26 protein-coding genes and 1 pseudogene are annotated in these 26,987 nt (G+C 38.2%); 22 read left to right on the forward strand and 5 right to left on the reverse strand.

The window, feature by feature from the left end:
- Positions 1-39 precede the first annotated feature (39 nt).
- From AVJ20_RS10445 to AVJ20_RS10465, 5 genes are all read right to left on the reverse strand, one after another.
- Positions 40-732, reverse strand: coding sequence for an FKBP-type peptidyl-prolyl cis-trans isomerase (locus AVJ20_RS10445; protein ID WP_111885163.1), 693 nt, complete (start codon positions 730-732; stop codon positions 40-42).
- Between the two features lie 54 nt (positions 733-786).
- A complete protein-coding gene (locus tag AVJ20_RS10450; RefSeq protein WP_067765642.1) occupies positions 787-1,500 on the reverse strand; it encodes an FKBP-type peptidyl-prolyl cis-trans isomerase in 714 nt (237 codons plus the stop codon).
- 249 nt (positions 1,501-1,749) lie between these two features.
- The gene (locus AVJ20_RS10455; RefSeq protein WP_111885164.1) at positions 1,750-3,948 is read right to left on the reverse strand and encodes a polysaccharide biosynthesis tyrosine autokinase; all 2,199 of its coding nucleotides are present in this window, start codon (positions 3,946-3,948) and stop codon (positions 1,750-1,752) included.
- Between the two features lie 26 nt (positions 3,949-3,974).
- The gene (locus AVJ20_RS10460) at positions 3,975-4,406 is read right to left on the reverse strand and encodes a low molecular weight protein-tyrosine-phosphatase (RefSeq protein WP_111885165.1); all 432 of its coding nucleotides are present in this window, start codon (positions 4,404-4,406) and stop codon (positions 3,975-3,977) included.
- 3 nt (positions 4,407-4,409) lie between these two features.
- The gene (locus tag AVJ20_RS10465) at positions 4,410-5,459 is read right to left on the reverse strand and encodes a polysaccharide biosynthesis/export family protein (RefSeq protein WP_111885166.1); all 1,050 of its coding nucleotides are present in this window, start codon (positions 5,457-5,459) and stop codon (positions 4,410-4,412) included.
- 423 nt (positions 5,460-5,882) lie between these two features.
- Here AVJ20_RS10465 and tviB point away from each other — a divergent pair, with 423 nt between their 5' ends.
- The 22 genes and pseudogenes from tviB to AVJ20_RS10570 all read left to right on the forward strand — a co-directional run.
- The gene (gene tviB, locus AVJ20_RS10470) at positions 5,883-7,160 is read left to right on the forward strand and encodes a Vi polysaccharide biosynthesis UDP-N-acetylglucosamine C-6 dehydrogenase TviB (protein WP_111885167.1); all 1,278 of its coding nucleotides are present in this window, start codon (positions 5,883-5,885) and stop codon (positions 7,158-7,160) included.
- A gap of 24 nt (positions 7,161-7,184) precedes the next feature.
- Positions 7,185-8,209, forward strand: a pseudogene (locus AVJ20_RS10475) (NAD-dependent epimerase/dehydratase family protein).
- Positions 8,206-9,378 carry an oligosaccharide flippase family protein gene (locus AVJ20_RS10480; RefSeq protein WP_111885168.1) on the forward strand — a complete coding sequence of 391 codons (1,173 nt, stop codon included), beginning with the start codon at positions 8,206-8,208 and terminating at the stop codon, positions 9,376-9,378. Before AVJ20_RS10475 ends, AVJ20_RS10480 begins: the two are co-directional and overlap by 4 nt.
- Positions 9,375-9,965, forward strand: coding sequence for an acyltransferase (locus AVJ20_RS10485; RefSeq protein ID WP_228157197.1), 591 nt, complete (start codon positions 9,375-9,377; stop codon positions 9,963-9,965). The genes AVJ20_RS10480 and AVJ20_RS10485 overlap by 4 nt, the downstream gene beginning before the upstream one ends.
- 145 nt (positions 9,966-10,110) lie before the next feature.
- Positions 10,111-10,674, forward strand: a complete 564-nt coding sequence (locus AVJ20_RS10490; protein ID WP_111885169.1) for an acyltransferase — start codon at positions 10,111-10,113, stop codon at positions 10,672-10,674.
- A 24-nt stretch (positions 10,675-10,698) separates the two neighbouring features.
- Positions 10,699-11,586, forward strand: coding sequence for a glycosyltransferase (locus AVJ20_RS10495; RefSeq protein ID WP_228157198.1), 888 nt, complete (start codon positions 10,699-10,701; stop codon positions 11,584-11,586).
- The gene (locus tag AVJ20_RS18690) at positions 11,571-11,816 is read left to right on the forward strand and encodes a hypothetical protein (RefSeq protein WP_228157199.1); all 246 of its coding nucleotides are present in this window, start codon (positions 11,571-11,573) and stop codon (positions 11,814-11,816) included. Before AVJ20_RS10495 ends, AVJ20_RS18690 begins: the two co-directional genes overlap by 16 nt.
- On the forward strand, positions 11,813-12,913 hold the full coding sequence (locus AVJ20_RS10500) for a glycosyltransferase (RefSeq protein WP_111885170.1): 1,101 nt from the start codon (positions 11,813-11,815) through the stop codon (positions 12,911-12,913). The genes AVJ20_RS18690 and AVJ20_RS10500 overlap by 4 nt, the downstream gene beginning before the upstream one ends.
- Complete coding sequence (locus AVJ20_RS10505) at positions 12,910-14,049, forward strand: glycosyltransferase family 4 protein (RefSeq protein ID WP_111885171.1); 1,140 nt, start codon at positions 12,910-12,912, stop codon at positions 14,047-14,049. The genes AVJ20_RS10500 and AVJ20_RS10505 overlap by 4 nt, the downstream gene beginning before the upstream one ends.
- 64 nt (positions 14,050-14,113) lie before the next feature.
- Positions 14,114-14,653 carry a serine O-acetyltransferase gene (locus AVJ20_RS10510; RefSeq protein WP_111885172.1) on the forward strand — a complete coding sequence of 180 codons (540 nt, stop codon included), beginning with the start codon at positions 14,114-14,116 and terminating at the stop codon, positions 14,651-14,653.
- 146 nt (positions 14,654-14,799) lie between these two features.
- Positions 14,800-15,408 (forward strand): sugar transferase, encoded by a 609-nt coding sequence (locus tag AVJ20_RS10515; RefSeq protein ID WP_111885173.1) that lies wholly within the window; start codon positions 14,800-14,802, stop codon positions 15,406-15,408.
- Positions 15,401-16,057, forward strand: a complete 657-nt coding sequence (locus AVJ20_RS10520; RefSeq protein ID WP_111885174.1) for an acetyltransferase — start codon at positions 15,401-15,403, stop codon at positions 16,055-16,057. The genes AVJ20_RS10515 and AVJ20_RS10520 overlap by 8 nt, the downstream gene beginning before the upstream one ends.
- 23 nt (positions 16,058-16,080) lie before the next feature.
- The gene (locus AVJ20_RS10525) at positions 16,081-17,253 is read left to right on the forward strand and encodes a DegT/DnrJ/EryC1/StrS family aminotransferase (RefSeq protein ID WP_111885175.1); all 1,173 of its coding nucleotides are present in this window, start codon (positions 16,081-16,083) and stop codon (positions 17,251-17,253) included.
- Positions 17,254-17,322: 69 nt separating this feature from the next.
- Positions 17,323-19,179 carry a polysaccharide biosynthesis protein gene (locus AVJ20_RS10530; protein ID WP_111885176.1) on the forward strand — a complete coding sequence of 619 codons (1,857 nt, stop codon included), beginning with the start codon at positions 17,323-17,325 and terminating at the stop codon, positions 19,177-19,179.
- Between the two features lie 109 nt (positions 19,180-19,288).
- Positions 19,289-20,347 (forward strand): dTDP-glucose 4,6-dehydratase, encoded by a 1,059-nt coding sequence (rfbB, locus tag AVJ20_RS10535; protein ID WP_111885177.1) that lies wholly within the window; start codon positions 19,289-19,291, stop codon positions 20,345-20,347.
- Entirely contained in the window at positions 20,347-21,228 is an 882-nt protein-coding gene (gene rfbA / locus AVJ20_RS10540) for a glucose-1-phosphate thymidylyltransferase RfbA (RefSeq protein WP_111885178.1), read from the forward strand. The genes rfbB and rfbA overlap by 1 nt, the downstream gene beginning before the upstream one ends.
- Positions 21,228-22,331, forward strand: a complete 1,104-nt coding sequence (locus tag AVJ20_RS10545; protein WP_171319260.1) for a DegT/DnrJ/EryC1/StrS family aminotransferase — start codon at positions 21,228-21,230, stop codon at positions 22,329-22,331. Before rfbA ends, AVJ20_RS10545 begins: the two co-directional genes overlap by 1 nt.
- A gap of 9 nt (positions 22,332-22,340) precedes the next feature.
- Positions 22,341-23,045: a WbqC family protein gene (locus AVJ20_RS10550; RefSeq protein WP_111885180.1), complete on the forward strand. Its 705-nt coding sequence runs from the start codon at positions 22,341-22,343 to the stop codon at positions 23,043-23,045.
- A gap of 26 nt (positions 23,046-23,071) precedes the next feature.
- Complete coding sequence (locus AVJ20_RS10555; protein ID WP_111885181.1) at positions 23,072-24,052, forward strand: hypothetical protein; 981 nt, start codon at positions 23,072-23,074, stop codon at positions 24,050-24,052.
- Positions 24,049-24,612: a GNAT family N-acetyltransferase gene (locus AVJ20_RS10560; protein WP_111885182.1), complete on the forward strand. Its 564-nt coding sequence runs from the start codon at positions 24,049-24,051 to the stop codon at positions 24,610-24,612. Before AVJ20_RS10555 ends, AVJ20_RS10560 begins: the two co-directional genes overlap by 4 nt.
- Positions 24,613-26,124: an oligosaccharide flippase family protein gene (locus AVJ20_RS10565; RefSeq protein WP_111885183.1), complete on the forward strand. Its 1,512-nt coding sequence runs from the start codon at positions 24,613-24,615 to the stop codon at positions 26,122-26,124.
- Between the two features lie 3 nt (positions 26,125-26,127).
- Positions 26,128-26,987, forward strand: an 860-nt coding sequence (locus AVJ20_RS10570) for a glycosyltransferase family 2 protein (protein ID WP_111885184.1), incomplete at its 3' end; no start/stop codon positions are given.

A 26,987-nucleotide genomic window follows, 5' to 3' on the forward strand; every position in this document is an offset into this window, starting at 1 on the left:
CAATTGATCATTACGCCCAGTTTAAACATTTTTAGAATTTTATTTATTCACAACTTCGATGAGTTCAACATCAAAGATAAGTGTGCTGTTTGGCTCAATGACATCACCTGAGCCAATTTGTCCATAAGCTAAATTTGCAGGAATAAAGAAGCGATATTTTGCTCCTTCTTTCATTAGTTGTAGGCCTTCAGTCCAACCTTGGATCACTTGGCTGACTTGGAACATAGCAGGTTGGTTACGTGCAATAGAGCTATCAAATACCGTATTGTCCAATAGACGGCCTTCATAATGTACTTTTACAGTTGAATTGGCTTTAGGCGTTTTTCCTTTACCTTGCTGAATCACTTGATACTGTAAGCCAGATTTTGTGATTTGCATGCCAGGCTTTTTCGCATTTTCACTGAGGAATGCATTGCCAATTTTTGCATTTGCATCGGCTTTTTGCTTCAGTTCAATGAGTTGTTTTGCTTCAGCTTGCTTTTTATATTGGGTTAAGGCACGTGTCATTTCTTCATCGGTTAGCGACGAAGCTTGACCTTTGGATGCTGCTTTTAGTCCTGAAACAAAAGCATCAATATCGAGATCTTTAATAGATTCAGCATTACTGCGACCCATTAAATAGCCAAAGCTATAACCGACTTGCTCTGCGGCGCTACTTTTATTATTAACGTCTTTGGCAAAGGTGCTACTTGTGCACAGTGCAAAACACAATAAACCCAATCCTAATTTCATGCTTTTATCTCAAAATGAAGCAGGAGAGTTTTTAGGCTCTCCTGCATAGTTTTATTATTTAACTTCGATGAGTTCAACATCAAAAATTAATGTGCTATTTGGTGGAATAGTCCCTGGAACACCTTGCGCACCGTAACCAAGATTAGCTGGAATATAAAGTGTTGCTTTACCGCCTTCTTTCATGAGCTGTAGACCTTCAGTCCAACCTGGAATTACTTGGTTCAGTGGGAATTCAATCGGTTCACCACGCTCTACAGAGCTGTCAAATACAGTACCGTCAACAAGCTTACCTGTGTAATGTACTTTTACCACAGAAGTCGCTTGAGGTTGTTTGCCTGTACCTTCTTTGGTTGTCAGGTATTGCAAGCCAGACGCTGTAGTTTTAACACCTGCTTTTGCTTTGTTTTCATTTAAAAAGTTATCGCTTGAGCTTTGCGCTTGCTGATTACTTTGCAGTTGTTTTTTCTGCATTTCTTGTTGGAACTCAGTATATGCTTTTTGCAGTTCTTCTTCTGTATAAGCTGGTTTAGTACGAGCATGGCCAGCACGCACACCTGTTACAAAGCTATCAATATCCAACTCAGGTGGTGTTTGATGTGCGACTTCGTAACCTAATGCATAGCTAATTTTTGCGACAGCTGAAGCATTTGCAGCAGGTTGAGTTGATGTTGCTGATTGCGTAGCAGGTGTCTTGGTTGCATAGTAAACAGGAACAAGTGCGGCACCGCCGAGTAGAACAGCGACAGCGATAGGTAGGGCCTTACTCATATATTTTCCCACAATTATTTTATATGTAAAAAGTTGCTGAAATTCTAGCAGACTTTTCCTAACATGCGATTGCTAAGAAAGTTAGAGCAAACACTGTGTAGGAAAGTTCATCATAGTCATCTTCTAATTTTTATACTATAACAGCATGAATATATAAAACATTTTTTATACATAATCTTTAGGTGCCTGTTTATTGATTATATAAAAAAAGCCAGTGTATAAACACTGGCTTATTAAAATAGCTGAAAGTTAATCTTGATCTTTAGCTGCTTTATAACCGTATGAATAATTATAGCCATAACCATAACCAGCAGAACTACGCTGGATATCGTTTAAGATAATACCATTAACTTTGACACCCACTTGTTCAAAGCGATTGATAGTGAGTTCAAGTTCTTTCATCTGGGTTTTTGCATAACGCGCGATGACAAGATTCACACCTGCAAATTGTGAAATGATAATACCGTCAGTTACAGCAAGCACAGGCGGGGTATCGATAATCACATGATCAAACTTGTCGGCAATTAAATCTAAAAACTCTTTAAACTTACTTGAGCTTAATAATTCAGAAGGGTTGGTTGGGCTCTTACCGCGAGTCACTACACTTAAATTTGGAATTTCTGTAGTTTTGACAATACTGTCAATGTCACTTTGCCCATTTAAAAACTCTGCAAGACCGGGTTGATTGTCTTGATTGAAGTATTTATTTAAATAGCCACGACGCATATCGGCATCGACAATCAGTACGCGCTTATCACTTTGCGCTAAAATAGTTGCTAAGTTCGTTGAAACAAAAGATTTACCCACTTCAGGCGCAGGGCCTGAAATCATAATCAAATTGTTTTTTGCAGATGATAAAGCAAAGTGAATTGCTGTACGCATACTACGTAAACTTTCAATCGCAATGTCATCACTGTGTTTAACAGCAAGTACAGGAATTGTTTTCTTCTTCTTCAAGAGTTTAATGCGGCTTTCTTGAATTGGAGAACGCGGTACAGTTGCATAGACAGGTAGATCAAGGTTGTTTTCGATTTCAGTCGAATCTTTGATACCTGAACGCATCATATTGCGAAGGAGTGCAATTAAGACACCAATAAAACCACCCACAAAGAGTGACAATATTAAAATGATCAGTTTTTTAGGTTTAATCGGGCGATCAGGTTCAACAGCAGTATCAATAATTCGAACGTTGCCAATTTCGCCTGCTTTCACAATTTTTAACTGTTGATAGCTATTTAATAATGCTGTGTAAAGTTCAGTATTTACTTTTACATCACGATATAACTGTAAATATAAACGCTGAGTTTCAGGTAATCTCTTAATTGATTGATTTAATTCACTTGTTTTCTGATTTAGTGCACTGACTTGTGCATTAATTTCAGCCATTAATGGATGATCTGGAGTGTATTTGGCTGATAATTCAGCTTGCTTTTGTTTTAGCTCAATACGCATTTTCTCAAGCTCAATATTTTGTTTGAGCATGAGTTCTGATTCTTGAGTCACATCAACTGTATTATATTTTTCACGGAACTCATTGAATTTGAGCTCTGATTTTTCCAATTGCTGCTTTAATTCTGGAAGTTGCTGATCAAGAAAATTTAGAGTCTGTTTGGATTCTAATGTCTTACGTTCAATGTTTTGCTCATGATAAATTGCCAAAACATGATTCAATACATTTGTAATATGTTGCTTGTCTTCACCTGAATAATTTAATCCAATGACTCCCGTCATTTTACCTTTTTCAGAGACGCCATAGTTTAATTTGAGCGCTTTCACGGCTGAAGGAAGTGATAATTTGGAGATGATAAATTCTTGTTCAAATGGATTTTGACTTGAAATATTAATTTTCCAAGTACCATAAGTATCGTTGAATTGGTTAGTTTGGTTTAATAAGCCTTCAACCAAGATTTTATCTTTATAACTTAATGTAAATTTATTATCGGGTTTAAAATTAAGATTTAATTTTTTATCTAAATAGTAATTTGGAACGTCAAGTTGCTTAATTAAAAAATGATGTTGTTGCGTACTATAACTCACACCTTGGGCATCAAATTTTAATTGACCTTGCTCAGCAGACATGAGTCGACCGAGTACAGTATTTTTGCTATCTAACACTTTAATATTAAGGTTAAGATCATTAATCACTTTACCTAATACCATGCGTGAATTTAAGATTTCAATTTCAGCATCGGCTGGAGATTTCTGACCTAAACCACCAGAGATTTCTTTCAACTCACCCATTAATGCTGCTGATGCAGCACTTTTACCATCTTCTACTTGTACTAAAGCATCGGTTGAGTAGGTTGATGGAGTAACACGGATATAAAGTAAGGCGCATATTAAACTTAATATGATGCAAAGTGCGATCAATTTCCACTGAGCAATCAATGAAAAAAATAGCTCTTTTAAGTCAATAGTATCGTCTTCTGTTTTTGAGTTTTGAGTCATAGTTTAACAACTGATTATTCAATAATTTAAATTAAATGTTTGATCCAATCCTGAACATATAGCTTGATGTTTTGACAGGATTCATTAAAAAAAGCTTGGTCATGCTTGTATGGGTCAGGTACATTTTGACCTTGCCAGTGACCTAAACGAAAAACCTTTCCCTTGGCAAAAGGCCATTGCTTTTCAATATGCTGGGCTTGATTATTGCTCATCACTAAAATTAAATCTGCTTGCTTGATTAGAGATGCAGTAATTTGTTTAGCAACATGCGTGCGCATATCAATATTAAATTGATCCATACAATGAATGGCTTTTTCATCTGCAGGATGCCCAACCATTGCTGATAAGCCAGCAGATTCGATGTTGTGATTTGGGCAATTTGATTTTAAAAAATACTCAGCCATAGGGCTTCGGCAAATATTTCCTACACAAACAACAAGGATGTTTTGAAAGGCCATGTCTTATTTTCCAAGCTGATCGAAGCTATATAAAGCACTGGAGAATGGAATAATTTGATTCATGATGCGCTGCCAACGAGCTAAACCAGAGGCATCAATATACACGATGTCATTTTTTTTCATTTGGAATTGATTGGCCAATGCTAAATTACCGATGCTGCTTAAATTTAAATGATAGATTGTCGATTCATTATTATTTAAATCAGTTCGCATGACATAAATTTTGGCTGCGCTTGCTGAGTATGGGTTGATTCCTTCACTTTCACCTAAGACATCACTTAAAGTCATACCTTGATCTCTCAAGCTAATTGCCTGACTTTTGCTTGACTCGCCCATGACATATAATTTTTGATCTTGTTTGGTATTTACAAAAATAGTGTCATTGGGTTGTATCAATAAATTGTGTAGGGATAGACCATTTTTTTCTAATTGAATGGTATTCAAATTATATGTCGACCCATTTCGAATGAGTTGAATATTTGTGGTATCACCTGTTTTTGTGTCAATACCGCCGGCTTGACCTAAAGCCGTGTAAAGACTAATCGGTTGATCATTTAGAGTATATTGACCACTTTTAAGAACCTGGCCATTCACGAAATAACGTCGTCCTTCGTATGAAAGGACACGAACAACCACGTCAGGGTGTTTCAGATATTTGCTAAATTGGCTACGTAAAAAGGTGTTCACCTCAGCCAGCGTTTTTCCTGAAACTTTGACAGAACCGACTAAAGGTAAGTGCACGCGGCCATTCGGGTCAATGGGATAGCCCACTGCTTTAATGTTGGTTGCGTCTTGAATAGGAGGGGTAATTTCAGGATAAGCCCAAAGTTGAATTGAAAGAACATCACCAGGGCTAAGTCGATAAATCGACTGTTGAGATCTAAATAAAGACTGAAGATCAGAATAATTTTGGTTGTTAGATTGGCTGATAGCTGGGAGATTGTTTTGAGTTAATGGAACAACATTTAACTGAGCACCTTGATCAGTTTGATATGCACCTTCTGCTGGTAAATCATAGGTTTGAAGGCCTGATGTAATGGCACAACCTGTCATACTTAAACCTAGTGCTAATATGCAACTAAAACGATAGTAACTCACTCGAATCCAAATCCTATTTATTAAATTATTTGACCCATTAGAATACGGGATAAGATATCCAATTTATTCATTTTCAGAATGGCAAAGTCTATACCAATCACACGCTTTAATATAGCCAAAGATGTTTACAATAGTAAGTTTTATAAGGGATGTTTAGTCAGATTGTAAAAGTTTTATAAAATAAAAGAAATTACTGCTGAACTCGCTACGCAACTTAAAATAAGGTGTAAATTCCCCCCATTGTTGATCAACCATTTATAGCGAATTACGATACAAGTTAGCTATCTTTCCCCCATGTGTAAGTTAATTTTCTGCTATATTAACCCTCTATTTACAACATAACGATGATTGTGATTCATCGATAACATAGGCTTCAGTATGTTACAACTCTCCGAATTAAAAATTGCCATTATCGGATTAGGTTATGTGGGTTTACCACTGGCTGTTGAGTTTGGTAAAAAGGTCCCTGTAGTGGGCTTTGATATCCATCAAAAGCGTATTGATGAACTCAAATCAGGTCAAGATCACACTTTAGAAGTGTCTCCGGAAGAATTGGCGCAGTCTACGCAATTAGCATATAGCGCAAATTTGGATGATTTAAAATCATGTAACTTCTTTATTGTCACAGTTCCCACCCCGATTGATGAGTACAAACAGCCTGATTTAACCCCTTTGGTGAAAGCATCGGAAAGTATTGGTCGAGTTCTTTCACAAGGTGACGTAGTCGTTTATGAATCTACGGTTTATCCGGGTGCAACTGAAGAAAAATGTATTCCTGTTTTAGAGTACGTTTCAGGGCTGAAATTCAACCAAGATTTTTATGCAGGCTATAGCCCAGAACGTATTAATCCGGGCGATAAATTGCACCGTGTGACTAATATCTTGAAAATTACTTCTGGGTCTACATCTGAAGTTGCAGATTATGTCGATGAAGTCTACAACCTGATTATCGAGGCGGGTACGCATAAAGCGCCAAGTATTAAAGTGGCTGAAGCAGCCAAAGTCATTGAAAATACTCAGCGTGATGTCAACATCGCTTTAATTAATGAGTTGGCGTTGATTTTCAATAAAATGAATATCGATACAGAAGCAGTGTTGCAGGCGGCAGGAACCAAATGGAACTTTTTACCGTTCCGTCCGGGGCTTGTTGGAGGGCACTGTATTGGTGTCGATCCTTACTATTTAACCCATAAAGCACAATCGATTGGTTATCACCCTGAAATTATTTTGGCTGGTCGCCGTTTAAACGACAGTATGGGTGCTTATGTGGTGACCCAGCTTGTCAAAGGTATGATCAAGAAAAAGATTCAGGTTGAAGGTGCGAAAGTACTGGTACTGGGTCTTAGCTTTAAAGAAAACTGCCCCGATATTCGTAATACTAAAATTATCGATATTGTGCATGAGTTGCAAGAATATCATATTCAAGCGGATGTGTATGATCCTTGGGTCGATACTGCTGAAGCTCAACATGAATACGGTATTACGCCAGTAGCTCGTCTTGAAAATGGTCAATATGATGCAGTGATTTTGGCGGTGGCACATGAGCAATTTAAAGCCATGGGTGCAGCAGAAATTCGTGCTTTAGGTAAAGCGAGTCATGTGCTGTATGACTTGAAATATGTACTCGATCAATCTGAATCTGATTTGCGTCTGTAATTCACCACATTTTAGGATATGAAAATGAGCCAATATCAAACGGTTTGTGCACAATTGCAACGAGCACCGAAAACATGGTTGGTGACAGGCGTTGCAGGTTTTATCGGTTCAAACCTATTGGAAACCTTGTTAAAACTGAACCAAAAAGTTGTGGGTTTAGATAACTTCGCCACGGGCCATCAGCATAACTTGGATGAAGTTCAAGGTTTAGTATCAATCGAGCAATGGACAAATTTTCGCTTCATTGAAGGTGATATTCGTAATATTGCAGATTGTCAAAATGCCTGCACAGGTGTGGATTATGTATTGCACGAGGCCGCTTTAGGCTCAGTACCTCGTTCAATAGCAGATCCGATTACTACTAATGAAACCAATATCAGCGGTTTCTTAAATATGCTCACGGCTGCACGTGATGCGCAGGTGTCGAGCTTTACCTATGCTGCGAGTAGTTCAACGTATGGTGATCATCCTGCATTGCCCAAAGTCGAAGAACATATTGGTAAACCACTTTCACCCTACGCAGTGACAAAATATGTAAATGAGTTGTATGCAGATGTTTTTGCAAAAACATATGGCTTTAAAGCAATTGGTCTACGTTATTTCAATGTTTTTGGTCAGCGCCAAGATCCAAACGGTGCTTATGCAGCTGTAATTCCGAAATGGACGGCGTCATGATTGCTGGTGAGGATGTCTTCATTAATGGAGATGGTGAAACCAGTCGTGATTTCTGCTTTATTCAGAATGTTGTACAAGCCAATATTTTAGCGGCAACGACACAAAGTGATGAAGCTAAAAATCAAGTATATAATGTCGCATTGGGTGATCGTACGACTTTGAATGAGTTGTATCGTGCAATTCAAGTGGCGCTCGCAGAAAACCAAGTGAATTTTGAGCGTGATCCTGTTTATCGTGAGTTTCGAGCTGGCGATGTTCGTCATTCACAAGCCAGTATTGCGAAAATTCAGCAGTATTTAGGTTATGCACCGCAATTTAAAATTGCAGAAGGTATTCAATTGGCGATGCGTTGGTATGTTAATAATCTGACATGATGCAACGCCTCGTCGCCAAATATCAGTCGCTTGGCTTAATTACAGCAAGTTTATTAGTTGGTGCGGTAATCACATTTACCGCACTTCCTTTTTTAACGCGTTTATATTCTGTCCATGATTTTGGCGCATACGGCATTGCCTTGGCGGTGGTCAGTGTTTTATCGACCATTGCCAATTTAAGGCTGGATCAAGCCTTATTGGTCGCAGAAGAGTCAGATAAAAAAAGCCTGATGTTTGAAGGTGCCGTCTTCTCTTTGGCAATCAGTTGTGTTGCCGCTGTTGTGCTGAGTTTTTTTCTAGAGCTTAGTATGGTGTTGGCAATTGTCAGTGGTGTTATGGCGAATACCCTAATTCAAAGCCTATACAACTATCAGTTCGCCGCACATCAAGAATTTTTCTGCGCGGGACTAAATATTTTTCGAAGTTTGATCGTGGTGGCTGTGCAATTATCTTTGCCGCTTGTGCTCAGTATCAGCCTCATCAACAGTTATAACGTCAGTTCCGTATTGATGTTATTGGCAGTATTCATCTACGTGCTGAAGCATCAATTGTATCAAGTCAGTTGGAATGCCTTTAAAGGTTATAAAGATTTTATTTATAGCAACACACCACATGCATTGTTGAATAGCTTTTCACACAACCTACCTTATTATGCGGTGTCACATTTTGTTGGTGTGCAGGCGATGGGCTTTTATGCCATTGTTGAACGTACGCTGCGGGTGCCAATTAATTTAATTTCACAAACCCTACGCCAATTCTTTATTCGTAAATTTAAACAGTCTGATGCGGCACAAGATGCATTTAAAAGTAGTGTGTTGCTGAGTTTGGTTTCTTTACCATTTTTTGCCATTTTCTTTGTTTTACCAGAATCGGTGTATTTATGGATTTTTGGTCAAGAATGGGTCGGTATTTCTCAGTATTTTGCGATTTTGGCATTGGGTTACTGGGCAATATTCTGTAATCCACCAAGTTCAGCCTTTTTAATTGCAAAGCGAAATAGTCAGGTATTATTTAAATTACAAATTATAGAGCTAATTATTAAAATTGGCTTATTTGCCGCTTTATATTTCTATGTCGAAAATAAAATTTATATGTTACTGGCGGTACCTGTATCGCTGATTTTCTATAACTTTGCCATTTTATATGCGGTATGGAGCACTAAAAAATGATGTTTTTTAAAGCCTTAAAACTGCTGAACTGGCTAAGTGCACAAGGGAGAAAGTTTTTCTATAACTTGGCTTTTGGGACGCAATTTAAATATTTTGGTAAAAATTGCTGCTTGGAAATTTCAGGTGATGTGAAAATTGGTAAGCATGTCTATATTGGCGATCAGGTCAGTTTGATTGTAGAAAAGGGTGCTTCATTACATATTGCAGACCATAGTTTTATTGGTGAAAGTTGTTATATCAAATGCTTTGGCGGTCAGATTGAAATTGGTCGAGACGTCAGTATTAATTCCAAATCATTTATTAATGGTTGCGGTGGGGTGACCATTGGCGATAACACCCGTATCGGTACGCAAAGCATTATTATTGCGAGTAATCATAAATTTGATGATCCAGATGTGTTGGTCAAAGATGCGATTACCAAACAAGGCGTACAGCTTGGTGAAAATATTTGGCTCGGTGCGCGGGTGACGGTATTAGATGGTGTTCAGATTGCCAATGATACGGTGATTGGAGCCTGTAGCCTTGTGACCAAACCTTTAATTGAATCGGGCGTGTATGTCGGTGTGCCGGCGAAAAAAATTAAATAGTAGTTTGGCTTCCATTCATTTTTAGATTGAATTTACCCCATGATTTTTAACCCAAGTCTACTGCGAAAAAAGCGTCTAGGTCTGGGCTGAAAATCAGCGTAAAATAGCCCACTTTCATTCTCTATTTACCGTTTAGGTATTGTGCATGGCATTGATTAAATCCGTATTCACTGCAATTTTTGACTTGGCTTATTTTATGCTCAAAGGCAGTGTGGCGTATGCGCGTAAAAAAGGGGTGAAGGTCGGTGAACATTGCCGCATTTATATTAAAAGTTGGGGTTCAGAGCCATTTTTGGTCAGTATCGGTGACCATGTTACAGTGACTTCAGGGGTGAAATTTATTACCCATGATGGCAGTACCTGTTTGGTAAAAAATGCTGAAGGCCAACGCTATCAACGCTTTGCGCCAATTCAAGTGGGTTCACATGTGTTTATTGGGGTGAACACGATTGTCATGCCGGGCGTGACTATTGGTTCGAATGTGGTGATTGGTGCAGGTTCGGTGGTAACCAAAGATATTCCAGATGATTCTGTCGCAGTCGGTGCACCTGCAAAAGTCGTTTCTAGTTTTGCCGACTTCCAAACCAAAATTAAAGATACCTGCGTCAGCGATGCTGAATTAGTGGGTATTAGTGATTATCAACAGCGTGTGCAGCGCGCTATTGAACTGCAAAATGCAAAACAAGCTGCGCAACAACATCATTTTTAATCTCCCATTGTTAGGTCTTCCATCATGTTGAATAAAGTCATGTTCTTTTTGCCCACATTGGGTGGTGGTGGTGCAGAACGTACAGTGATTCAACTGGCGAATAGTTTTGCTGAACAAGGTCTGAATATTGATTTGGTGGTCTGTAATCTCACGGATGAAAAATCAAAATTATTGCCTGAAGTTAGTCCTAAAATTAACTTGGTTGATTTGGCTTGTGGTCGGGTAATTAGTGCGATACAGCCTTTAAAATTACTGTTGCAAAAAGAAAACTATCAAGTGCTGGTTGCGACGCAAACGCACAGTAATATTGTCTGTGGGATCGCAAAAAAACTGGCAAAAGTGCCAGTGAAATTAATTTTCCGTGAAGTTTCGACTCCATCAAAGAACATGAAATTGTCAGGGATGAAAAAATGGATCTTTCAAACTTTGGTCAATTGGACCTATCGAGATGCAGCGCAAGTGGTCTGTGTCTCAAATGGGGTACGAGATGATTTTCGTGACTATTATCAATATCAAACCAATAATTTAAAGACCATCTATAATCCTGTTTTAGATGCGGCTTATTTTGAAAAACTGAAAGCACCGGTTCAGCATCGGTTTTTTGGCAAAGATCACAAGGTTATTTTGGCGGTAGGGCGTTTAACTGAAGCGAAAAATTTTGCTTTTTTAATTCGCTCTTTTGCTGAACTGCATCAAGCACATCCCGAAACACGTTTAATTATATTAGGTGAAGGTGAGCTGAGGGCTGAGCTTGAAGCATTACGGACATCGCTCAATTTAACGGAAGTGGTGGACCTGCCCGGTTTTGATGCCAATCCTTATGCCTATTTTAAATATGCAGCACTCTTTGTTTTAAGTTCCAATTGGGAAGGCTTGCCGGGTGTATTGATTCAACCTTGGCATCTCAAGTGAAAGTGGTAAGTACCAATTGTCCAAGTGGCCCGATGGAAATTTTGCAAGACTCAAAATTTGGCTTATTGGTGCCATGTAATGATAAAGCCGCGATGGTGAATGCCATGCAGCAAGCCATATATGGTGCTTATGTAGACTATACGCTTGAGGATTTTGAACAACATTGCCAACAGTTCAATAAGCAGACTGTGCAACAGCAATATCTTAGCTTGATGGAGCAAACACAATGAGTACAGCAAAACCAACCATTGTGCATGTCATCACTAATTTTGCTGGTGTCGGTGGGGCGGAAATGATGCTAGCCCGCTTGATTGAGCAAACAGAATCGCAATATCAACATATTGTGATTGCACTGATGAAAACCTCGACTGTCTATCAAACGACTTTGCAGCGTTGTCAGGCACATTATGCCTTGGGTTGGAATGGTATAAATACCTTGCCAGTGATTTTAAAACTGCGTCAATTACTGAAGCAGTGGGCACCACAGGCTGTGCAATGCTGGATGTATCATGCCAATGTATTGACCAGTTTAAGTCTATTGGGTTTGAAACAAGCACCCAAAGTCTTTTGGGGTATTCATCATTCTTTGGCCTCGACCAAAGAAGAGTCTTTGAGTACCAAAACAGCATTAATTCTGAGTCGATATTTGTCTAGTCAGCCTACGGGTATTGTGTATTGTGCGCATTCTTCACAAATTCAGCATCAAACATATGGATTAAATAATCCGCAAAGCGTAGTGATTCCAAATGGGGTGTTTTTGCAGCAATTTCAGCCTAATCTGGAGTTACATCAGCCGATTACGATTGGTTTTGCTGGGCGTTATCATACCGCTAAAGGTTATCCTTATTTATTTGAAACCATGAGCTTACTCAAAGACCATCCGATTCGATTTAAAATTGCGGGTGGGGGCGCCAGTTTGGAGCATCCTGAAGTGAAAGCATTATTTGAGCAGTATCAATTAGAGAGTGAAAAAGTTCAGTTACTCGATCAAATCTCGGATATGCCTGCTTTTTATCAGTCGATTGATGCCTTTTTAATGACCTCGATTACCGAAGGATTTCCTAATGTCTTGGTTGAAGCTATGGCTTCGGGATTGCCGTGTATTAGTACCGATGTGGGCGATGCTAAATTTATTGTCGATGACTTTGGCTGGATTGTACCGCCACGGGATTCGAAAGCTTTAGCACAAGCCATTTTGAATTATGTTCAACTCAGTTCAAATGAAAAAATAAACATGAAGCAGTTGGTGCGTCAGCGGGTTGAATCCAATTTTTCCATTGACCATGTGAGTCAGCAATACATGCAGATGTGGAGTCAAAACGCATGAAATTTTTAATGATCAGCAGTTTTTTACCTTCTGCATTGAATTTTCGTGGCAAATTATTGGAGGCGATTGCTTTACTTGGCTATGAGGTGAATATCATGGCACCTGAGCTGCATCAATTTCCTGATGAACATCGTAAACTCATTGCACTCGGCTATCAGGTACATGAAATTCCGATGCAGCGCACTGGGACGAATCCGGTTGCGGACTTGAAATTACTCAAGCATTTATATCAACACATTCGCCAAATTCAGCCCGATGTGGTGCTATCTTATACCATTAAACCGGTGATCTACGGCACCTTGGCAGCATGGTTGGCTAAAGTTCCTCAACGTTTTGCTTTGATTACCGGTTTAGGCTATGCCTTTCAAAATGTGGAGTCGGGACAACGCAGTATTTTCCAAAAAATGGTGCATGGTCTATACGCGCAAGCTTTAAAACATGCCAATAAAGTCTTTTTCCAAAATCCAGACGATTTGAAATTATTTCAAGACATGCATTTGCTCGCTGCCGATAAGCCCACAGTGGTGGTGAATGGTTCGGGTGTCAATGTACAAGATTTTAAGGTGATGCCGTTACCGAAAAATGATGCGGGTATGGTTAAAGCATCCTTTTTGCTGATTGCACGATTATTGGGTGACAAAGGCGTACGTGAATATGCAGAAGCGGCGCGCATCATTAAACAAGATTATCCCGAAGCAGAATTTCATTTGGTTGGTTGGATTGATGATAATCCATCCGCGATTGCACAAGACGAATTGGATTGTTGGATTGCGGATCAACGGTTGCAATTTTGGGGTAAACTGAGTGATGTTCGACCTGCAATTGCAGCCAGTTCAATCTATGTGTTGCCCTCTTACCGTGAAGGCACGCCACGTACGGTATTAGAAGCCATGGCGATGGGTCGTGCAGTGATTACCACTGATGCACCGGGCTGTCGTGAAACCGTCAATCATGGGGTGAATGGTTATTTAGTGGCAGTGAAATCGGTAGATGAATTAGTGCAAGCTATGCGCTATTTTATTGAAGATCCGAAACTGATTGATTACATGGGGCAGCGTTCGCGTGAAATTGCCTTAAATAAATATGATGTGCATCAAGTGAATCGCCACATGCTGACAGAAATGGGAATGATCTAAAAAGCATATCAATTGCATGGCTAAAATTTTTGCCTGAATTTATATCCGGATCTGAGTTAAACGTATGACTTTGAAATATATTAAAAGTGATTTATATCGTTACACGGGTACAGTGACGGTCAAAGCATTTCTGAAAAATTATTTTTTTAACCGTGGCTTTAATTTTTCGTTTTGGCTGCGCTTAGCCAGTGCAAAATCATTTTGGGCGAAGTTTGCCTATCCTATTTATTATTATAAAAAAAAGCAGTATGGCATTGATATCCATACCACGACTCAAATTGGCTATGGTTTATATATCGGTCATGGTGGGCCATTGGTGGTCAATCCGACGACGATTATTGGTAACAATGTGAATCTATCTCAATTTATCACCATTGGTGCCAATGGCGGACGTCAAGCAGCGGAAATTGGCGATAATGTCTATATTGGCCCCAATGTTTGCATTATTGAACATGTCAAAATTGGTAATAATGCAACGATTGGTGCTGGTAGTGTGGTGACCAAGGATATTCCTGAAAATGCAACGGCTGCAGGGAATTATGCCAAGGTATTGAGCATGAATAATCCCGGAACTTCAGTAAATCGTCGTTGGACGGATCTATAATTCCGTGCAATAGATGTTGAACAACCAAGATATGATGAATTCAATCAGCAAAACATTTTCTAAATATGTTGTTGTTTGAATCTTATTTATAATCGTGAAACGAAGCTTCTTAGCTTAGCTGTTAAATCAACCGAATGAGTGAACCCATGTTAAAGCGTGTACTGGATATTGCAATTGCCTCAACTGCGCTGGTGCTATTATCTCCTGTGTATGCCTTGGTGGCTTATAAGGTGAAAAAAAATCTAGGTTCACCGGTGTTGTTTCGTCAGGTACGTCCGGGCTTACATGGTCAGCCCTTTGAAATGATTAAATTTCGCACCATGAAAGATGCAGTGGATGCTCAGGGCAATCCCTTGCCCGATAGTGAGCGCTTAACGTCATTTGGTAAAATGCTGCGTGCCACCAGTTTGGATGAAATGCCGGAATTGTGGAATGTGATTAAAGGCGATATGAGTATTGTTGGGCCACGACCACTGCTGATGGAATATTTACCTTTATATAATGCAGAGCAAGCCAAACGCCATGATGTCCGCCCGGGAATTACGGGACACGCTCAAGTGAATGGACGTAATGCCATTTCATGGGAAAAGAAATTTGAACTCGATACTTGGTATGTAGAACACCAATCGTTGTGGCTAGATTTTAAAATCATGCTGAAAACAATTCAAAAGGTGATTGCTAAGGATGATATCAGTGCCGAAGGTGAGGCGACCATGAGCAAATTTACCGGCTCATCGGAGCATAAAAATGACTAAGCTCTATGCGATTTATGGTGCTTCAGGTTGTGGCCGAAGTTTAATGCCTGTTGCACGCCAGCAATTGCTCCGTGAACACGACGCTTCAGAAATTGTATTTATTGATGATGCACTCAATTCAATGGGGAAAGTAAACGGTCATCGTGCCATGAACTATCAAACCTTTTTGGATGAGCCAGCAGCTGAAAAATACGTGCAAATTGCGATTGCCAATAGCAAAGTCCGTGAAAAAATTGCCAACCGTTTAGAGGCAGATGGTATTGGGCTTTGGTCAATCTCAGCCGATAACGTCATTTTGATGGATGAAGCTGAAATTGCTGAAGGTGCAGCGCTCAGTCCATTTGTTACCATCACATCCAATATTAAAATCGGCAAATGCTTTCATGCCAATTTATATAGCTATGTCGAGCATGATTGCATCATTGGGGATTTCGTTACCTTTGCGCCGAGCGTAAAATGCAATGGCAATATCCATATTGAAGATCATGCTTATATCGGTGCAGGCGCAGTGATTAAACAAGGCACACCTGAGCAGCCTTTAATTATTGGTCGTGGCGCTATTGTCGGTATGGGTGCAGTAGTGACCAAAAGTGTACCTGCCGGTGTTACCGTTGTTGGTAATCCTGCCCGAATTTTGACAGCTAAATAAATTTTTAAACTAGGAAAATATCCATGTTAAACAGTGCATTTGAACCGTGGCCAAGTTTCACACAAGCTGAAGCAGATGCGGTCTCAAAAGTTCTTTTATCCAATAAAGTCAACTATTGGACAGGGCAAGAATGCCGTGAATTTGAAAAGGAATTTGCACAGTTTGTGGGAACATCGCATGCGGTTGCTGTCGCAAATGGTACCGTTGCTTTGGATCTTGCTTTGAAAGCCTTGGATATTGGCGCAGGTGATGATGTTATTGTGACATCACGAACCTTCTTAGCTTCTGCTAGTTCAATTGTCACCGCAGGGGCCAATCCGGTGTTTGCCGATGTTGAGCTGGATTCGCAAGATATTTCACGCTGTACGATTGAAGCGGTGATCACACCGAATACCAAAGCCATCATTTGCGTACATTTGGCGGGTTGGATGTGCGATATGGACCCGATTATGCAGTTGGCTGCAGAAAAAGGTCTATATGTCATTGAAGATTGCGCTCAGGCCCATGGTGCCATGTATAAAGGTCGTTCGGCGGGTTCAATTGGTCATATTGGGGCGTGGTCATTCTGCCAAGATAAAATTATGACCACGGGTGGCGAAGGCGGTATGGTCACCACCAATGATGAAAATTTGTGGAAGAAAATGTGGTCATACAAAGATCACGGTAAAAACTTCGATACGGTCTATAACAAGCAACATCCGCCGGGATTCCGTTGGTTGCATGACCATTTTGGAACCAACTGGCGCATGATGGAAATGCAGGCGGTGATTGGTCGTCTACAACTGAAACAGATGCCGACGTGGACAGCACAGCGTCATGCCAATATGGCACGTATATTAGCCGCTTTTGAACATAGTCCATATTTTACGGTGTCTCAGCCATCTTCAGATTATGTCCATGCAGCTTATAAATGCTATGTACAAGTTAATGTAGACCGTTTGCCTGAAGGATGGTCGCGTGATCGTATCATGGCGGAAATATCAGCGCAGAATGTGCCGTGTTTTAGTGGTTCGTGTTCAGAAGTGTATTTAGAAAAAGCTTTTGATGACACCCCATGGCGTCCCGCACAACGTCTAGCACATGCAAAACAATTAGGCGAAACAAGCTTAATGTTCTTGGTACATCCGACACTTTCTGAAGAGAGTATCGTGAAAACAGTACACGCGATTGAAAATGTCATGGCTAAAATGCGCTAAAATTCAAAACTCAACGCTTTGGCGTATAATAGCGCCAAATCTTTTTCTCCCTTAGCATCTGAGCCTGACGTGAAAGACCTGATCCGTTACCTAGCTTCATTGCCGCGTCATCAAAAACAAATCGTTTTGGTGGCGATGGATTTGTGCGTCTTGCCAATTATTATGTGGTTGGTATACGCCATTCGTTTGGCTAAGCCTGATGTAGCGGTAATGTCGGGTCTGGATTATTGGTACATTTTTGTTGCCATTGCGGGCGTGGCCATTTTTGCCTTACTCGGTATTTATCGTGCCATTGTTCGATCTTTTAATGAAGATTATTTACTACGAATTTCCATTGCGACCTTTATTCAAATTGTCGCTTTATATGCCATTAAAAAACTCAATTTAGCCTTTATTCCGATGAGTATTCCACTCATGTATGGCTTTGTGGTTTTTTCATGGATGTGGTGGAGTCGTGCAGTTCTGCGCTATGTGACTTTACGGAGTTTTGCCAAAAAGCAAAATCGTAAACGGGTAGCAATTTATGGAGCAGGTTTAGCAGGTCAACAAATTGCAGCAGCGCTTTATCGTTCAGACAATTATCTACCGGTATTTTTTATTGACGATAAAAAGTCTTTACAAGGCCAGTCACTCAGTGGTTTACACATTTATGCACCGCAAAAAGCGTTAAAACAAATCGCTAAATTTCAAATTGAAGAAATCTTATTGGCAATGCCATCTGTGGGACGCAGCCGAAAAAAACAGTTGATTGAATCCTTTGAGCAAGCTCAAGTAAAAATTATGGAATTGCCTGGTGTTACCCAGTTGGTCGATGGGCAGGTCAGCGTTTCAGATATTCAAGAAGTAGACATTATTGATTTGCTTGGACGAGACCCTGTACCGCCTAAGCCTGAATTATTACAAAAAAATATTCAGGATAAAGTGGTGATGGTCACTGGGGCAGGTGGGTCAATCGGATCAGAGCTGTGCCGTCAAATTGTGAAACATCAACCGAAACTCTTAATCTTATTTGAGATGACGGAGTTTGCTTTGTACTCCATTGATCGAGAATTACAAAATTCAGGCATTCAAGTTGTTCCTGTTTTAGGTACTGTCACCAATCAGCAAAAATTAGAACGTATTATTCAGCAATACCAAGTGCAAACGGTGTATCACGCCGCCGCATATAAACATGTGCCTTTGGTAGAAGCCAACCCCTTTGAAGGAATTTATAATACCTCGATTGGTACGGCTCGCAGTGTCGATGCCGCAGTTAATCAAGGTGTAGAAACTTTTGTATTGATTTCGACTGATAAAGCTGTACGCCCCACTAATGTCATGGGGGCGTCAAAACGGATGGCTGAACTATATTGCCAAGGTTTGGCATCGACAAATCCTAAAACTCAAATCAGTATTGTGCGTTTTGGTAATGTATTAGGTTCATCAGGTTCTGTCGTTCCTTTGTTTAAAAAACAGATTGCGAAAGGTGGACCTGTTACAGTGACACACCCTGAAGTGACACGTTATTTTATGACCATTCCTGAAGCTGCACAGTTGGTGATTCAGGCTGGTGCGATGGGCACTGGTGGTGATGTGTTTTTATTGGATATGGGTGAGCCGGTTAAAATTGTGGATTTGGCGAAGCAAATGATTCGTCTCAGTGGTTTTAAACCGATAGATGAAAATGGTATTGGAGATATCAAAATAGAATTTACTGGATTGCGGCCTGGTGAAAAGTTGTATGAAGAGTTGTTGATTGATGCGGAAGGTGTGGAACAAACAGGACATGAAAGGATTTTGAAGTCGTATGAGAAATTTTTTGAATATTTAGATATTTATCAAATTTTTACAAAACTTGAGCAGTATCAGCATAGTAATGATTTGGATGAGCTGTTTGCAATATTAAAACAATATGTGGATGGTTATACATCAAATGGTAATAAATAAAGGGTGATTATATTAAATCAATTTAAATTCATGATCTAAATGGTATAATTAAGGATAACAATATAAATGCTATACCTTAATACGTTGAATTTTAAAATTTAGGATGTTTATGAAGATTTTAGTGACAGGTGGAGCTGGTTTTATTGGATCTGCAGTAATTCGCCATATTATTAATCATACGAATAATAAAGTATTAAATATTGATAAATTGACCTATGCAGGCAATTTAGAATCATTGGCATTGGTTGATAATAATGAGCGTTATCAATTTTCTCAAACAGATATCTGTGACCAAGCTTCACTTGAAAAAATATTTAATGAATTTCAACCAGAAGCTGTGATGCATTTGGCTGCTGAATCACATGTTGATCGCTCTATTGATGGCCCTGCCGCATTTATTCAAACCAATATTGTAGGCACTTATAGCCTATTGGAAGCAGCAAGAAAATATTGGTTAAATCTAAGTGCAGAAAAAAAAGAAGCGTTTCGTTTTCATCATATCTCAACAGATGAAGTGTATGGCGATTTAGAAGGAACGTCGGATTTATTCACTGAAACAACTTCTTATGCGCCAAGTTCACCATATTCTGCAAGTAAAGCCAGTTCAGATCATTTAGTTCGTGCATGGCAGCGTACTTATGGCCTACCAACAATTGTGACCAACTGTTCAAATAACTATGGTCCATATCATTTCCCTGAAAAATTGGTACCTTTGGTTATTTTAAATGCCTTGGATGCAAAACCATTACCGATCTACGGGAAAGGTGATCAAATTCGTGATTGGTTGTTTGTTGAAGATCATGCACGAGCACTTTATAACGTTGTGACTGAAGGTATTGTGGGGGAAACTTACAATATTGGTGGACATAATGAAAAACAAAATATCGACGTTGTAAAAACGATTTGTCAAATATTGGATGATTTAAAGCCACAGTCTAATGGCCAGAAATATGAAACACTCATTACTTTTGTGAAAGATCGACCTGGGCACGATTTGCGTTATGCCATAGATGCGAAAAAAATTGAAAAAGAACTTGGTTGGAAGCCACAAGAGACTTTTGAAACAGGTATACGAAAAACGGTTGAGTGGTATTTAAATAATTTAGATTGGTGCCGTCGAGTTCAAGATGGTAGCTATCAGCGTGAAAGATTAGGTGTAAGTGCATAATGGAAAAAACAACAAAGGGTATTATTCTAGCTGGTGGTTCAGGAACACGTTTATATCCAATTACCAAAGGTGTTTCAAAGCAGCTTTTACCTATATATGACAAGCCAATGATTTACTATCCACTTTCTGTGCTCATGTTGGCAGGAATTCAGGATATTCTTATTATTACAACACCTGAAGATAAAGAGAGCTTTGAGCGTTTGCTAGGTGATGGTTCACAATTTGGTATTCGTCTGCAATATGCTATTCAGCCAAGTCCAGATGGTTTAGCGCAAGCATTTATTATTGGTGAAGCGTTTATTGGTGATAGTAATGTGTGTTTAGTACTAGGCGATAATATTTTCTATGGTCAAGGCTTTACGCCAATGTTAAAACAAGCAGTTGCGCGTGAAAAAGGTGCAACTGTGTTTGGTTATCAAGTGAAAGATCCTGAACGCTTTGGTGTTGTGGAGTTTGATGAGCAAAAAAGAGCAGTTTCATTGGAAGAAAAGCCAAAGCAGCCTAAATCTAATTTTGCTGTGACAGGGCTGTATTTTTATGACAATGATGTGATTCAAATTGCCAAACAAGTGAAGCCTTCTGAACGTGGAGAATTAGAAATTACCACAGTGAACCAAATGTATTTGGAGCAGGGTGATTTAAATGTTGAGTTGCTAGGGCGTGGTTTTGCATGGCTTGATACGGGGACTCATGCAAGTTTGCTAGAAGCGGCACAATTTGTAGAAACTTTGGAGAAGCGACAAGGCTATAAAGTGGCTTGTCTTGAAGAAATTGCTTTTAATCAAGGTTGGTTAAGTAAAGAACAAGTATTAAGCATTGGTCAAAGTATGAGTAAGAATGATTATGGTCAGTATTTGATTTCTTTGGTGGCAATAGACTGATGAATAATCCAATTTATGTTACTCAACCGGTATTGCCTGAATTAAATGATTTCATTCCTTATTTAGAGCAAATTTGGAAAAATAAAATTTTAACTAATTGTGGTCCTTTACATCAGCAGCTTGAACAAGAGTTATGTGATTATTTGGGCGTTTCTTATATTTCGCTCTTTAATAATGGTACTATCGCTCTTGTTACAGCTCTACAAGCATTGAATTTGTGTGAAGGCGAAGTCATTACGACACCTTATACTTTTGTTGCCACTGCCCATTCAATAGTTTGGAATAAATTAACCCCAGTCTTTGTGGATATTGATCCGAAAACATCAAATATTGACCCGCAAAAAGTTGAGCAGGCAATTACAGATAAAACGGTTGCGATCCTCCCTGTTCACTGTTATGGCATTCCATGTGATGTAGACAGCTTACAGAAAATAGCAGATCAAAATAACTTAAAACTGATTTATGATGCAGCGCATGCTTTTGGAGTCAAACATCAAGGTCAAAGTCTCCTCAATTATGGTGATTTAAGTGTGATTAGCTTCCATGCAACAAAAGTATTTAACACTTTTGAGGGGGGAGCAATTGTTTGTCATACGGCTGAGATGAAACAGCGTATTGATCAGCTAAAAAACTTTGGTATTGTAAATGAAACAACTATTGATGATATTTCTTTAAATGGAAAACTCAGTGAAGTTCATGCTGCACTGGGGTTGCTTCAATTAAAGACCATTGATCAAACACTTTTAGCAAGAAAGAAAGTAGATGCCTTATATAGGGAGTTTTTGAAAGGTATTGACGGGCTTCATATAGTTGAGCGTCAGGCTTCAGATGTGGATAATTACTCTTACTTTCCTATAGTGATTTCATCTCCTTATCCTTTAAGCCGTGATGAATTGTTTGAAAAATTAAAAGAGAATAATATTTTTGCACGTAAATACTTTTATCCGCTAATGACTGAATTGAAAGTTTACAAGCAGTTTGCATCTGAAATGCCTAATGCTAAAAGGCTGTCTGAGAGCGTATTATGTCTTCCTTTGTATCCGACCTTAAGTCAAGATGAGTGTAAGCGTATAATTGAAGTCATTTGTAGCGTGGCGGATTAGGAAAACATAATGAAATTGGCAATTATGCAACCTTACTTCATGCCTTATATTGGATATTTTCAACTGATTAATGCTGTAGATAAGTTTATATTCTATGATGATGTGACTTTTATTAAACAAGGATGGATTAATCGGAATCAAATCCTGATTAATAACCAGGCGAAAATGTTCAGCATCCCGCTTAGCAATGCAAGTTCGCATGTATTAATTAAAGATGTTTTAATAAGTGAAAGTGCATATCAGAAATGGAAGAAAAGTTTTTTAAACTCTATACTTTTTAGCTATAAAAAAGCGAAGAACTATTCAAAGATAAATGCTTTGATAGAGAAAATACTGGAAAAAAGGCCTGAAACAATTTCAGAGCTGGCAATCAAGAGTGTTATCGATGTTGCTCAGTATTTAGATTTAAAAACTGAATTTGAAATTTGCAGTGATGTTTACTCAAATACATATTTATCAGGTCAAAATCGTGTTCTTGATATTTGCAGAAATGAAAAAGCAGCAACTTATATAAATCCTGTTGGCGGTATGGAGTTGTATTCTAAGAGTATTTTTCAGGAACAAAATATTGAATTATTTTTCATTAAAGCCAATAAATCGGTTTATCCGCAGTTTTCTGAAGAATTTGTTCCATTCTTATCCATTATTGATGTGCTGATGTTTAATGATATTGAGGATATTCATAAGCAATTAGATAATTTTACTTTGCTTTAATAGTATTTAAGAATTAAGGAATAAATATGCAATTAGAGTTTGCTGAAATTGGTGGTTATTTTGAATTCAGTTTGTCGAATTCGGCTCAGTTCCCTTATCCAAAAGCATTTAAATACCATTCAGCTCGCTCAGCTTTTTATGATTTAATAAGAAAGAGCAAAATTAAAAAAATTTGGATGCCCAGATTTATCTGTGATTCAATGCTTGAGCCTTTAAAACTGCTCAATGTTGAAGTTTTATTTTACAATTTACAGAATAATTTTTTTCCTATTTTGCCGAAAAAACTAAATAGCGATGAATATTTATTTTATGTAAATTATTTTGGAATATGCGGCGCTATTCAAAAGGAATTATTAAATTTATATCCTTCGCACCAAGTGATCTTTGATCATGCGCAAGCTTTTTTTGTTCAGCCATTAAACTGTTTTGCAACACTCTATTCTCCTCGTAAGTTTTTGCCTGTAGCTGAAGGCGGCCTGTTAATTACTGAACAGAATTTTGTGCCTACTTATGATTCAAGAAATGTTGATGAAATGGTACAGCAGTATCAGCATGGCTTGATTCGCCGTTTAACGAATGCAAGCTTAGCCTATGAAAAGTTTAAGCAAAATGAAAATGAATTCAATGACTGTTTGCCGAAACGGCTGTCCGGAATTACTGAAGAAATTTTAAACAGTTTAAACTATGAGAGTTTTAAAGAAAAACGCTTAAAAAATTTTAGATTTTTGCATGATAAATTAGGCAGATTTAATCAACTGCAAATTAATTTGGATCAATTAGAATCACCCCTAACATATCCATTTTTATTAAATGGAGAGATTTCAGCTTGCTTGATTAATGCAAAAGTTTATACACCTACATATTGGTCCGATAGTTTGGTAAGAATAGATGTCAATAGTTTTGAACATAAATTAGTTTCAAAAGCTTCCCATCTTATTTGTGATCAGCGATATTCAATAGAAGAAATGCAACACCAAGTTGATATAATACAGGATTACTTAAAATGAATATTAAAGGCAAAGTTGTTACTCTGCGAGCGCTTGAAATGGAGGATTTATCGCTTCTAACGAAATGGTCGAACTCTCCAGAAATATGGTATAACTTAGGAGGATGGCATTTTCCTTATTCTAGTTTAAGTACTGAGGAATATATTAAAAATATTAATAATAATAATATGAAATTTCAGAATTTTGCGATTGAAACTGAAGAAATGGGATTTATTGGTACGACTAATTTGGTAGATATAGACTGGAAAAACCGTACAGCATTTAATGGCATTATGTTAGGTGATAAAGATAGCCGAGGTAAAGGCTATGCGCTTGATGCCGTTATGACAGTAATGCAATATGCTTTTAAGGAATTGGGCCTCAATCGATTAGATGGAGAGATGGTTGCTTATAATGAGCGTTCGATTGATTTTTATACGCGTAAGTGTGGTTGGGTCGTTGAAGGCACGAAACAGGATTGGTTCTACCGCAATGGCCAATTTCATGACAAAGTTATATGCGGTATAACACATGCTCAATATGATGCACATGTTGAAAAAGTAAAATATTGGAATAAGTAAGTGGCGGATTCGTCTTTAAAACTTAATGTTTTGGCTAGCTATGCTAGCCAAATTTATTTAGTAATTATTAGTATTGCAATATTACCCATATATATGAAATATATGGGAGCTGAAGCCTACGGTTTAGTGGGTTTTTTTGCTATGTTGCAAGGTCTTTTTAGCTTGCTTGATTTTGGGCTTACCCCAACAATCAGCCGGCAAACTGCACAATACAATGCTGGCGCAGAAACAGCTTTAGGCTTTCGGCAGCTTTTTAGGTCGCTCAGTGTTATTTTTACTGGTATTGCATGTATAGGCGGCGGCTTACTTTTTTATTTTAACCATTATATTGCTGAGCATTGGTTAAAACTAGAAAACTTAGCCATGTCGGATGTGCTGTTCTGCCTGCAGATTATGGCAATCTGCGTGGCTTTAAGATGGATGACCGGTTTATACCGCGGTGTAATTTCAGGATTTGAACGCATTGTTTGGCTGAGTGTAATTAATATTGTCATTGCCACGCTTCGTTTTCCTGGTGTTTTGCTGTACATGTATTGTTTTGGCTTTACCGTCAAAAGTTTTTTTATATTTCAGCTCATTGTTGCGGTTCTTGAGTTTACAATACTTGCATTCAAAGCACAGATTTTATTGCCAAAACTAAATCAGTCAGCACGCATAGGTTGGTCTCTGCAGCCGGTAAAACCGCTTTTAAGTTTCGCTTTAACTATTGCCTTCACTTCGTCAGTTTGGGTTTTGTTGACGCAGCTTGATAAATTTGTGTTATCGGGCATATTGCCTTTGTCTGAGTACGGTTATTTTACCTTAGCCGTTTTAGTCGCAGGTGGAATTTTACAAATTGGAGCGCCGATAAGTTCAGCTATTATGCCTAGAATGGCACGTTTGCATGGCGAGCAAAAACAAAAAGAACTAAAACAAGTTTACCTAGGGGCAACACAATTTGTTGCAAGTATAGTTGTCACAGCAGGCATTGTATTAGCCATTTTAGCAAAACAAGTATTATATGCGTGGACAGGAGATATTACGCTTGCTGAAAAAGCTGCACCAATTTTACAGTTATATGCATTAGGGAATTCTATTTTAACTTTAGGCGCTTTTCCCTATTATTTACAATATGCCAAAGGAAATTTAAAACTACATTTTATTGGTAATCTAGTTACAGCAATAGTTCTTATACCTGCTATTATATGGGCTGCAAAAAATTATGGAGCCATTGGTGCAGGTTGGGCTTGGGTGTTAATACAAGCTACTTATGTTACATTTTGGGTTAGTTATGTTCATAAAGTAATTGAGCCAAATATCAATTTAGAATGGTTTAAAGCTTTTTTACCGTGCATTGGAAGTGTTACTTTTATGGCACTAGTAGTATTTCATTTTATTGATTTTTCAGAAAAGCGTGATATTGCATTTTTACAAATATGTATATTCAGTATGCTATGCCTAATAGTTTCCATATTAAGTTCTAAACAAGTGAGAAAGATGATTCAATTTAAATTATCAAAGAGATCACAGTAAATTATGAAGAATCAAGATATTCAAGTTTCTGTTTGTATTGTCACTTATAATCAAGAAAAATATATCGCTGAGTGCCTTGATAGCTTAGTGAATCAAAAAACTAACTTTAATTTTGAAATTATTGTTGGAGAAGATTGTTCTACGGATGGTACTCGAGCAATTGTACAAAAGTATGTAGATCAGTATCCTGAATTGATAGTACCTTTATTTCATGAAAAAAATGTTGGTCCCGTAGAGAACTTAAAACAAGTTTATCTTAAAGCAAATGGTAAATATATTGCTCATATGGATGGTGATGACCTAGCGCTTCCAAATAAGTTGCAGAAACAATTTGATGTTCTAGAAGAAAATTTAGATTGTAATATTTGTAGTCATGACGTAATTAGAGTTTCTAATCTAAGTATCAATCAAAATAGAGATTGGACATATTCTGGGGGGGTGTATGATTTATTAGACTTATATAAAAAACTTCCATTTTTTGCACACTCATCTAAAATGTTCAGAAATAAATATGAAGTTTCTTTTTGGAATGATTTATTAATAAATAATGAAATTTTAGATATTGATATTCATGTTGCTAATGCTTTAGATGGAAATATTTTTCATATTGATCAGCTGTTGGGGGGGTATAGAATAAATACAGGTGTTAGTTTTGAGGCAAAAGTTAATCCTGCGTTACCTCGAGGTGTTAAGCGTATATATGATAATGCATTAATTATTTTTAAAGATGATCCAGAGAAGCTTTTAATAATAAATAAAAGATATGCTTATGTTTTACTTCAATATGCTTATAATTATGCGGTTTTTGATCAAGATCCTGAATTATTTAAAGAATATGTTAATCTTTCTTTAAATAAAAAAAA

It is taken from the genome of Acinetobacter sp. CFCC 11171 (assembly GCF_003268405.1).
Classification (GTDB): domain Bacteria; phylum Pseudomonadota; class Gammaproteobacteria; order Pseudomonadales; family Moraxellaceae; genus Acinetobacter; species Acinetobacter amyesii.